This window comes from Micromonospora sp. NPDC048843, assembly GCF_040649965.1.
Lineage (GTDB): Bacteria > Actinomycetota > Actinomycetes > Mycobacteriales > Micromonosporaceae > Micromonospora > Micromonospora hortensis.
Genome location: NZ_JBEZGJ010000016.1, coordinates 56,483 through 67,004, shown reverse-complemented (window position 1 = coordinate 67,004; position 10,522 = coordinate 56,483). Strand labels below are relative to the sequence as shown.

The following is a 10,522-nucleotide window of genomic DNA, read 5'->3' as shown; positions in this document are numbered from 1 at the left end:
CGGTCGACGTAGCCCGTCGACCGGGGACCCCGGCCGTCCGGCCCGATGCCACACCTGGCCAAAGGCCGTACGCTGCAACGCATGCGTACGTGCCGGGCGTCTGCCGCCGGAAAGCTCACGGTGGTCCTGGCCACGATCGTCGTTCTCGCCGGCTGCGGCGGGGGTCCCAGCCCACGGGCCTGGGCGGCCTCGGTCTGCGGTGCCCTCACCCCGTGGCGCTCTGAGATCAACAAGCTGACCAGCAGCACTGACGAGCAGATGACCGCGCAGACCACGCCGGCGCAGGCCAAGGAGAACCTGGTGCGGCTCTTCGACGGGGCGGAGCAGGCCAGCGAGGCCGCGCGCCGCAAGGTGGAGAAGGCGGGTATCCCGGAGGCGGAGAACGGCGAGGCCATCTCCGCCGGTTTCCGCAGCTCCCTGGGGAAGATGCGGGACGCGTACGGTCGCGCCCGGGACACTATCGACGGCTTGGGCACCGGCGAGCCGACGGCCTTCTACGACGGCGTGCGGGCCGCCGTGAAGACCCTCAACACGGAGTACGACGCCAGCGCGCTGGACACCAGCAAGCTCAACTCCGAGGAGTTGAAACAGGCATTCGACGAGGTGCCGGAGTGTCGCTGAGCGGGCTCGGTGACACCGGGAAGGCGCAGCCGCCCCCGGCGCTGTTTCCCGCGCCCGAGTCCGACACGCCCACTCCCGGGCGACGCCGCGGCGGCGCGCCGCAGAACCGCTCGTCGCAGAACCGCCCGTCGCAGGACGGCGCAGTCCAGAACGGCCCACCCCGAACTGACGACGCGGACCGGCAACTTGTCTTCTTCGGCGCGGACGCGGCCGAACCGACAGTCGCCGATCTGGCCGGGCTGCTCGCCGGGCCGGGTGAGGTGGTCCGGATGGGCGGCACCGCCCGGCTCTCGGTGCAGGTGGACGCCGCCTGGCGGGTGCACGTGCTCGTCGCCGAACTGGCGTCGCGTGGGCTGGCGGCGAGCTGGGAGCCGGCCGAGGGCGCGCGACACGCCGTTCGTACGTCGTACACCCGGGTCTTGAAGCCGCTCGCGGCCGCCTGGCTGCACGGTACGACGAAACGCCCGCCGGCCGCGTTCCACCTGACCGGCCGGCGGTTGCGGCTGTGGCTCGCCGCCGCCGGGATGCCGGAGCCTCCGGACTGCTTCCTGTTGCGGCTGGGCGCCGACGATCAGGGGTGTTGGGAGCCGATGGGCGTGGCGCTCGCCTCGGCGGGGCTGGCTGGGACGCTGCTCGGCCCGGGTGAGGGCGGCCCGGCGTACCGAATAACCGGCCGCCGCCGGTTGGCCCGCCTCGCCGAGCTGGTCGGCGGGCCGCCGACCGCAGCACCGGCCGGCGCCTGGCCAACCTGATCCACCCCACCTTCACCGGGTCGATCATGAAGTTGTGGTGGGGGACGTATTGCCTGTTCGGGCTTAAAGCGCCCACCATAAGTCCATGATCGACGGGGTTGGGCGGCGGCCCTGGGGTGGGCCGGCCGGGTGTCCGGTGCCGGACAGCGGGCGGGTCGATCCAGGCGGAAAACGGGCGGCTCGGGCCTCGGTCGTGGGCCCGCCATCGTCACAGTGACCCGCTTCGAGCCCTACCCACGGTGTACGGTGGCGCCGTCCGGCAGTGCCGAGCGCGGCAGGGTGGCGTCGACAGCCGCCTTGAAGCGGTTTGCGGCCCGCGAAACCCGAAACGCGGGCGGCGCGTTACGTTGGACATCCGGACCGCCGGTGCGACGGCGGGGTCGAAAGCGGTCGCTGTCCGGGCGCCGGCAGACCACGAGCAGGAGTGAGGTCGGGGAGAGACGTGCCGAGCAACGCTGGAACCACCCGTCTGGTCATCGTCGAGTCACCGGCGAAGGCCAAGACGATCTCGGGCTACCTTGGCCCGGGGTACGTCGTGGAGGCCAGCTTCGGTCACGTCCGCGACCTGCCGCGCAACGCCGCCGACGTGCCGGCCAAGTACAAGAAGGAGCCCTGGGCCCGGCTCGGGGTGGACGTCGACAACGGCTTCCAGGCGCTCTACGTCGTCTCCGCCGACCGTAAGCAGCAGATCAGCAAGCTGGTGAAGCTGGCCAAGGAAGTCGACGAGATCTTCCTGGCGACGGATGAGGACCGCGAGGGCGAGGCGATCGCCTGGCACCTGGTCGAGACGCTCAAGCCCAAGGTCCCGGTCAAGCGGATGGTCTTCCACGAGATCACCAAGCCGGCGATCCAGGCGGCGGTGGCCAACCCCCGGGAGATCGACCGCGACCTGGTCGACGCCCAGGAGGCGCGCCGGATCCTCGACCGTCTGTACGGCTACGAGGTCTCCCCGGTGCTGTGGAAGAAGGTCATGCCGCGGCTCTCGGCAGGCCGGGTGCAGTCCGTGGCGACCCGCATCGTGGTCGAGCGGGAGCGGCAGCGGATGGCCTTCCGCACCGCCGAATACTGGGACATCCTGGCCACCCTCGCGGTGGCCAACGTCGGCGAGGGCCCGCGTGCGTTCAACGCGACCCTCATCGCGCTCAACGGTGACCGGATCGCCACCGGTAAGGACTTCGAGCCGACCACCGGCCGGGTGAAGCCTGGCGCTGGCGTCGTGCACCTCGACGAGAGCGGGGCCCGTGGTCTCGCGGCCCGCTTGGAGGGGCGGCCGTTCACCGTCACCCGGGTCGAGGAGAAGCCCTACCGCCGTCGCCCGTACGCGCCGTTCATCACCTCGACCCTCCAGCAGGAAGCGGCCCGCAAGCTGCGCCTGTCCTCGCAGCAGACGATGCGCACCGCGCAGCGCCTGTACGAGAACGGCTACATCACCTATATGCGTACCGACTCGGTCAACCTGTCGGAGACCGCCATCTCGGCGGCGCGTCGACAGATCGTCGAGCTGTACGGCGAGCGCAGCGTTCCGCCGGAGCCGCGCCGCTACACCGGCAAGGTGAAGAACGCGCAGGAGGCACACGAGGCGATCCGCCCGGCGGGGGACAACTTCCGTACCCCGGGCGAGGTGGCCAAGGAGCTGTCCGCCGAGGAGTTCAAGCTCTACGAGCTGATCTGGCGGCGCACCATCGCCTCGCAGATGACCGACGCGGTCGGCTCCAGCGTGTCGGTGCGCATCCGGGCGGTCTCCACCTCGCAGGAGGAAGCCGACTTCGGCGCGACCGGTAAGACCATCACCGACCCGGGCTTCCTGCGCGCCTACGTCGAGTCCAGCGACGACGAGAACGCCGAGGCCGAGGACGCCGAGCGCCGGCTGCCCACCCTGGTCAAGGACCAGCCGCTGACCGCCGACGAGCTGGCCGCGCAGGGCCACCACACCCAGCCGCCGTCGCGCTACACCGAAGCGTCGCTGGTCAAGGCCCTGGAAGAGCTGGGCATCGGCCGGCCGTCCACTTACGCGTCGATCATGCAGACGATCCAGGACCGGGGGTACGTCACCAAGCGCGGCCAGGCGATGATCCCGACCTTCCTGGCCTTCGCGGTGATCGGGCTGATGGAGCGGCACTACCCCCGCCTCATCGACTACGACTTCACGGCCACCATGGAGAACGAGCTGGACGAGATCGCCGGCGGTGACCACGCGGCGGTCGACTTCCTCACGGCGTTCTACTTCGGCAGCTCCAACGGTGCCGGCGACCAGGACATCGCCCGTTCCGGTGGGCTCAAGAAGCTGGTCACCGAGAACCTCAGCGACATCGACGCCCGCAGCGTCAACTCCATCCCGCTCTTCACCGACGACGACGGCCGCGAGGTCGTCGTGCGGGTCGGCCGCTACGGGCCGTACCTGCAACGGGAGCTGCCCGGCGGTGAGCAGCCGGCACCGGCCGCGGCAACGGGCGAGGGCGAGGAGGGCGGCTCCCAGGGTGACCGGGCGCCGATCCCCGAGGGCCTGGCCCCGGACGAGCTGACCCCGGAGAAGGTGCACGAGCTGTTCCTGGGCGGCAGCGGCGAGCGCAAGCTCGGCGACGACCCCGGCACCGGCGAGCCGATCGTGCTCAAGTCCGGCCGGTTCGGCCCGTACGTGTCCAGCGGCGAGCGGAAGTCGTCGCTGCTGCGTACGCAGACCCCGGACTCGCTGACGCTGGAGGAGGCGCTCAAGCTGCTCAGCCTTCCCCGGCTGATCGGTGTCGCGCCGGACGGCGTCGAGATCTTCGCGAACAACGGTCGCTACGGCCCGTACGTCAAGCGGGGCGAGGAGTTCCGGTCGCTGGAGTCCGAGGACCAGATGTTCACTGTCGGTCTGGACGAGGCGCTGGCTCTGCTGGCCGCGCCGAAGGCGCGTGGACGGCGAGCCGCGGCCCCGCCGTTGCGCGAGATGGGCGTGGACCCGGCCACCGAGAAGCCGATGGTGATCAAGGACGGCCGGTTCGGCCCATATGTCACCGACGGTGAGTTCAACGCGTCGCTGCGGCGCGGGCAGACTCCCGAGGCGCTGACCATCGAGGAAGCGTCCGAGATGCTGGCCGAAAAGCGGGCGAAGGGCCCGGCACCGAAGAAGAAGGCGGCGGCGAAGAAGGCGCCCGCGAAGAAGGCCACGGCCACCAAGAAGACGGCCGCCGCCAGCAAGTCCACTGCCGCGAAGAAGACCACGACGGCCAAGGCGACGGCGGCGAAGAAGGCTCCGGCGAAGAAGGCCGCCCCGCGCAAGGCCGCGACCAGCACGGAGTAGCGACAGTTCCTTTCGCGTCTGAACACCCCGGTTTCGGTGAAGCCGGGGTGTTCTGCTGTCGGTGACGTCCCTTGACGTCGAGTGGGTCACATCCCGGGCCGGAACCTACTCGCGCTGACCGGTACCGCCGTACCGTATGTCCATGCCGACGATCAGGAAGAGGCGTGCGGGCGGGGAGAAGCGGGACTCCGTTCTCGACGCCGTGGCAGGTGTGCTGGCGACACGCGGGTACGAGAACACCCGCTTCGCTGACGTGTCCGCTGCCGGCGGGGTCGCGATCAGCACCCTCCAGACCTATTTCGGCTCCCGCGAAGACATGGTCATCGAGGCCATGCAGGTGTTCACCGACCGGGAGGTGGAGGCCCTGCGGGCCGTCTCTGCCGCCGAGGGCGATCCGTGGCGACGACTCGTCGCGCTTGTCGACCGGAGCCTGCACAACTCGGAGCAGACCCGGCAGGTGCTCGTGGAGTTCTGGCGCTCCGCGATGCGCGACGACGAGCTGCGCGACTACAGCGCCACAGTGCAGGAGCGGTACCGGGCGCTCTTCCTGGCCGCCGTCCGGGAGGGTGCCGCGCGGGGGGCGTTCACACTGGCCCACGACGCCGAGGTGGTGACGGACCTCCTGCTCTCGGCGCTGGCCGGCCTGATCATCTTTCGCGTCCAGCGCGACCCCACGCCAGCACCCGCCGACTTCCGCGATGTCCTCCTGACCCAGCTCCGGCAGATGCTGGGCGTCAACGGCTCCCAACCCGAACGGATCGAGGCACGATGACCACAGTCGAAATCACCCGCTTTCGCGTCCCCGCCGAGCGCGCTGACGCCCTGCTGGCCGCGCGGCCGGCGATGCTGCGCGACTTCCAGGCCGATCGTGGCGGCTTCCTCGACGCGCGACTGATCCGGCTGTCGGCCGACGAGTGGCTGGACGTCGTCTTCTGGGGCTCGTCCGAGGACTACGCCGAGTCCCGCCGCCGAGGCGCCAACCTGCCCGGCATTCAGGCGTTCTTCTCCCTGATCGATTCGGTGATCAGCATCGAGGAGGGCACCACTACCGACCTGGACCAGCCATGATCTGGACCGCCGGTTTCCGCACCGGGCTGCTCAGTCCGTACGAGCAGCTCCAGTTCAGCGAACCCCGTGGCTTCGCCGACCAGACCGTTCGTCAGGTGCTGCACCTGGCCGGCGGCGGGGAGGCCTTCCGGGTACGGCTGACGAACCGTTACGGCCGCACTCCGTTGACCATCGGGGCTGCCACTGTCGCCGTCGGCGGTCGGTGGGTCGCCCTCACCGTCGACGGCGCGGAGCGCCACGTCATCCCGGCGGGCGAGGAGGCTGTCACCGACCCGGTGGACGTCCCCGTCGCGGCCGGCACGGATCTCGTGCTGAGCCTCTACCTTCCGGAGCGGACCGGTCTGGCCACCCATTCGCACAAGCCGGCCGAAGTCGCCCGGATAGTCGGCGGCAATCACGTCACGTCGTCCGTACTGCCGGGGGCCGAGCAGGTCGAGGCGAGGTTCTACCTCGCGGGCGTCGACGTGCTCGCCCCCCGGGACACCGCCGTCGGCGTTGCCTTCGGCGATTCCTGGTTCGAAGGAGTCGGCACCACGACGAGCGCGAATCGTCGTTCGGTCGACGTCCTCAACCGGCGTCTGAAGCGCGGATGGGTGGTCAACCAGGGCATCGCCGGGAACCGTCTCCTGCGCGACGGCGTCGGCGAACACGGGCTGGCGCGCTTCGACAGTGACGTTCTCTCCATCCCCGCCCTGACCCACGTCCTGGTCCACTTCGGTATCAACGACCTCGGTCTTCCGGTCATGTTGGGCGAGCCGCCCGTCACCGCCGACGCCCTCGTCGAGGGCTTCCGTGCGCTGGCCGACCGCGCCCACGGCGCCGGTCTGCGGATCGTCGTCGCCACCATCGGCCCGTTCGCGGGCGCCGGCCCGGAGATCAGCACCCCGGCGGGTCTCGGCACCCGACGCGAGGTGAACGACTGGATCCGTACGACGGACGCCTTCGACGCCGTCTTCGATGTGGCGAGTGCTGTCGCGGACCCGCACGCCCCCGACCACATCCACCCGGCGCTGGACAGCGGCGACGGCATGCACCTGAACGACAGGGGCGCGGAGGCGATGGCCGACGTGGTGAACCTGAACGACCTGGCGCTCTAGCGCTGGTCACCGCCATGGCGCGTACCGACGTCAGGCCCCGAGGACGTGGTTCAGGTGGGCGTTGGTGAAGACGCGATCAGGGTCGAGCCGATCACGGACGGCCTGGAAGTCCGCGAAGCGGGGGTATGCAGTGGCCAGCGAGGCGGCGTCGCGGTAGTGCAGCTTGCCCCAGTGCGGGCGACCACCCAGCCCGGCGGCCACCTGCTCGAAGGCCCGGAAGTACGGCTCGTAGGGCATGCCGACGTACTGGTGCACCGCGATGTAGGCGTTGTCCCGGCCGTAGCCGTGCGACAGCCAGATGTCGTCGGCGGCGGTGAATCGCACCTCCACCGGAAAGAGCACCTTGAACGGCAGGCCGTCCACGATCCGCTGGAGCGCGGCGAGTGCCTCGGGCAACGCCTCGCGGGGCAGGCCGTACTCCATCTCCACGAAGCGGACCCGGCGCGGCGTGCAGAAGACCCGGTCGGAGCGTCCGGTGTAGTGGCGTTCGGTGAGGGCGCGGGCGGAGACCGCGCTGATCCCCGGGGCCAGCGCGGGCACGGCCCGGCCGAGTCGGCAGGCACCGGCGAAGACCCGGTTGGACAGGAAGTCGTCGTCCATCCAGCCGCGCCAGCGGGACAGCGGTCGGTCGTTGGCGGGCACCCGGTCGTTGGCCTTGACCTGGACCCGGGACGTGTACGGGAACCAGTAGAACTCGACGTGGTCGTGCCGGCCGATCAGCTCGGGCAGTTCGCCGAGCACGTTGGCCAGCTCGGCCGGTCGTTCGTGGGCACGCAGGACGAAGGCGTCCACGCAGCGCAGTGTCACCTCGACCAGGACGCCGAGCGCGCCGAGTGACACCCGGGCGGCGGCGAGGACGTCGGGATGCTCGTCGGCGGAGCAGCGCAGCACCTCGCCGGTGCCGGTGACCAGTGTGATCGCCTCGACGAAGGTGGAGAGACACCCGTAGCCGGCTCCGGTGCCGTGGGTGCCGGTGGAGATCGCCCCGGCGACGGTCTGCGCGTCGATGTCGCCGAGGTTGGGAAGCGCGAGGCCGTGCCGGGCGAGCAGGCCGTTGAGCGTGTGCAGGGTCATGCCCGCCGGCACCGTGACCAGTCGGTGTGCGACGTCCACGCTGACCATGGTGTCCAGGTCGGACAGATCCATCCGACGATCGTCGGCGAGCGCGACGGCGGTGAACGAGTGGCCGCTGCCCGTCACCCGGATCCGGCCGCCGTCGGCGGCGGCGGATCTGACGGCTTCTGCGACGTCTGTCGGCGAGCCGGGGCGCAGGATCGCGCTGGCGCTGCCACGCTGGTTCCCGGCCCAGTTGGACCATCCAGCCCCGAGCGGTGCGGTGCGGACCATGCGCACTCCTCATTCATGAATATGAACTGACTTCATATCAGGAACGTTCTAGCTGGTAAATACCGCAATTGCGATCCGCTCGTTGTACCGGTAGTCACGGACTCGTGACGTGGAGATATGTTCATCCGTCGAAGGGGGGTGGCGCAGAGTGTCCACACCAGCCGCCACGACCGGGCCGCTGCGCCGCGTACCGGTGCAAGGTCGAAGTGTCGCGCGGGTACAGCGCATGTTGGATGCCTGCGCCGAACTCGTCGACGAGGTGGGGTACGAGGGGCTGACCACCACCCTGCTCGCCGAGCGGGCCGAGGTGGCGATCGGGTCGGTCTACCAGTTCTTTCCGGACAAGCGGGCGATCGTGCAGGCGTTGACCCTGCGGACCATGGAGTCCTATCTCCAGCGCCTCGACGAGCGGTTCGCCTCCGACGAGATGACCCACTGGTGGGACGGCGTCGACGCGGGCATCGACGAGTACATCACGATGCACCGCACCGTCCCCGGCTTCCGTACCCTGCACTTCGGCGACGTGGTCGACCTGCACCTGCTCGACGAGCAGCGGGACAACAACGGCGTGATCGCCGACCAGTTGGCCCGGGTGCTCACCGAGCGTTTCGGGCTCACCGACGTGCCCAAGCTGCGCTTCGTGCTGGAGATCGCGGTCGAGGCGGCGGACGCGCTGATCAAGCTCGCGTTCCGCCGCAAGTCCGAGGGCGACGAGCGGGTGCTGTTGGAGGCGAAGGCGTTGATCCGGGAGTACCTGCACCGCCAGGTGGACGGCCCGGACAACGGTCGGCCCACAGTCGGCAAGCAGGCTGAGGCGCCCCAACCCGCCTGAGTCGGCGTGGGGCGCGGGCTCCGGCCGGCGGTGAGGGTGGCTGTCCGGTCTCAGAGGAATGCCTGCCCCTCACCTCGGTAGGTGGGGACTGTCGCCACCACCGCGTCGCCCTGGATCAGGTGCAGCTCGTTGACCCGTTCGCACAGCTCACCTGCCTTGGCATGCCGGAACCACACCCGGTCGCCGACGCGCAGCCCGGCCGCCGCCGGGCCGGTCAGTGGGGTCTGCACCTCTCCGGCGCCCTCGGTGCCGACCAGCTTCAGCCCCGCCGGCAGCCACGGCCGGGGCAGTCGACTGTCGGCGGCCTGACCGGAGGCGATCCAGCCACCGCCGAGCACGGTCGCCAGCTCCGGCGTCGGTCGGCGGACCACAGCGCAGGCGAAGAACGCTGCCGGAGTGGGCCGCCAGGCGCGGTACGCGTCGAACAACGTCGGCCCGTACAGGCCCGATCCCGCGGTGATCTCGGTGACCGCGGGATCGGCGCTGGTCGCGGCCACGCTGCCGGTGCCGCCGCCGTTGACGAACTCCAGGTCGGCGTGCTCGCGTACCGCGGCGACCGCCGCGCCACGGCGGGCCAGCAACTCGCGGTACGACCCGCGCTGGGCCAGCCTGATCGCGCCCGCCAGCAGCGTCTTGCCCGGCGGCGCGTCACCCAGGCCGGCGATCTGCGCCTCGTACGACATCAGCCCGACCAGCCGGAAGCCGGGCCGGCCGGCGACGGCTGCGGCGAGCGTGCCGGCTGCCCGCGCGCTGTGCACCGGCGAGCGGCGGACGCCGACGTGCACCCCACGCAGCGGTCGCCAGGAGGCGTCCAGATCCAGGCAGAGTCGCAGCTCGGCGCGCTGCCCCGGAGCCTCGACGGCGTCGATGAGGTCGAGTTGGCCGGTGCTGTCGATCATCAGGGTGATCGCGGCGGCGAGCGTCGGGTCGGCGCCCAGTTCGGCGAGGGCGGCCCGGTCCGCGCTCGGGTACGCGACAAGCACGTCGTCGCTGACGCCGGCGCGGACCAGCCAGATCGCCTCGGGCACTGTGAACGCCATCACGCCCTGCCAGCCGGGCCGGGCGAGGGCTCTACTGATCAACTCCCGGCTGCGGACCGACTTGCTGGCGAGGCGGACCGGCTTTCCGGCGGCGCGATCGGCCAGGGCGACCGAATTGGCGTCGAAGGCGGTGAGGTCGACCACCGCGTACGGGGGGTCGAGGTGGGCAGTCGCCCGATCCAGGCGCTCGCGAAGTTTGTCGCTTTCGATGGCCACGTGTGCACGCTAACTGTCGGACGGAGAATGCGAAATACCCTCGCGTACGTCCGGGCTGCGGTCGGTACCCCCGGCGGCCTAGGCTCAGCGAGCAGGAGAATGTCGCCCGGGGGGTGGCCCCCACCGGGTCTAGAGTGTTGCACCGGAGGTGCCCAGCGATGGGCCGGCACGTGGAGGTACGGCCATCGAAAGCCAGAACAGCGGCGAGTCGCCCGGCGTGTCGCGCTCGGGTGACCAGTCGGACAACGCCGCCAAGCAGCCCAACG

General features: G+C 70.6%; 9 protein-coding genes. 7 read left to right on the top strand and 2 right to left on the bottom strand.

Translation table 11 applies throughout. The features are described from left to right. Nucleotides 1–81 precede the first annotated feature (81 nt). The 6 genes from AB0C20_RS06550 to AB0C20_RS06525 all read left to right on the top strand — a co-directional run bounded on the left by AB0C20_RS06550 (nucleotide 82) and on the right by AB0C20_RS06525 (nucleotide 6,821). On the top strand, nucleotides 82–621 hold the full coding sequence (locus AB0C20_RS06550) for a hypothetical protein (RefSeq protein WP_357188881.1): 540 nt from the start codon (nucleotides 82–84) through the stop codon (nucleotides 619–621). Beyond that, nucleotides 612–1,373 (top strand): hypothetical protein, encoded by a 762-nt coding sequence (locus AB0C20_RS06545; protein WP_357188883.1) that lies wholly within the window; start codon nucleotides 612–614, stop codon nucleotides 1,371–1,373. The genes AB0C20_RS06550 and AB0C20_RS06545 overlap by 10 nt, the downstream gene beginning before the upstream one ends. 442 nt (nucleotides 1,374–1,815) lie before the next feature. Further along, entirely contained in the window at nucleotides 1,816–4,656 is a 2,841-nt protein-coding gene (gene topA / locus AB0C20_RS06540; protein WP_357567528.1) for a type I DNA topoisomerase, read from the top strand. Between the two features lie 142 nt (nucleotides 4,657–4,798). Further along, nucleotides 4,799–5,428, top strand: a complete 630-nt coding sequence (locus AB0C20_RS06535; RefSeq protein WP_357188887.1) for a TetR/AcrR family transcriptional regulator — start codon at nucleotides 4,799–4,801, stop codon at nucleotides 5,426–5,428. After that, nucleotides 5,425–5,724, top strand: a complete 300-nt coding sequence (locus AB0C20_RS06530; RefSeq protein ID WP_357567527.1) for a hypothetical protein — start codon at nucleotides 5,425–5,427, stop codon at nucleotides 5,722–5,724. The genes AB0C20_RS06535 and AB0C20_RS06530 overlap by 4 nt, the downstream gene beginning before the upstream one ends. Continuing rightward, nucleotides 5,721–6,821 (top strand): GDSL-type esterase/lipase family protein, encoded by a 1,101-nt coding sequence (locus AB0C20_RS06525; RefSeq protein ID WP_357567526.1) that lies wholly within the window; start codon nucleotides 5,721–5,723, stop codon nucleotides 6,819–6,821. Before AB0C20_RS06530 ends, AB0C20_RS06525 begins: the two co-directional genes overlap by 4 nt. A 30-nt stretch (nucleotides 6,822–6,851) precedes the next feature. Here AB0C20_RS06525 and AB0C20_RS06520 read toward each other — a convergent pair whose 3' ends face one another. After that, a complete protein-coding gene (locus AB0C20_RS06520) occupies nucleotides 6,852–8,168 on the bottom strand; it encodes a D-arabinono-1,4-lactone oxidase (RefSeq protein WP_357188894.1) in 1,317 nt (438 codons plus the stop codon). A gap of 226 nt (nucleotides 8,169–8,394) precedes the next feature. On the opposite strand from AB0C20_RS06520, the gene AB0C20_RS06515 reads away from it, so the two are divergent. Beyond that, entirely contained in the window at nucleotides 8,395–9,000 is a 606-nt protein-coding gene (locus AB0C20_RS06515) for a TetR family transcriptional regulator (RefSeq protein ID WP_357188924.1), read from the top strand. A gap of 50 nt (nucleotides 9,001–9,050) precedes the next feature. Here AB0C20_RS06515 and AB0C20_RS06510 read toward each other — a convergent pair whose 3' ends face one another. Continuing rightward, the gene (locus AB0C20_RS06510) at nucleotides 9,051–10,256 is read right to left on the bottom strand and encodes an amino acid deaminase/aldolase (RefSeq protein WP_357188896.1); all 1,206 of its coding nucleotides are present in this window, start codon (nucleotides 10,254–10,256) and stop codon (nucleotides 9,051–9,053) included. Between the last annotated feature and the right edge of the window lie 266 nt (nucleotides 10,257–10,522).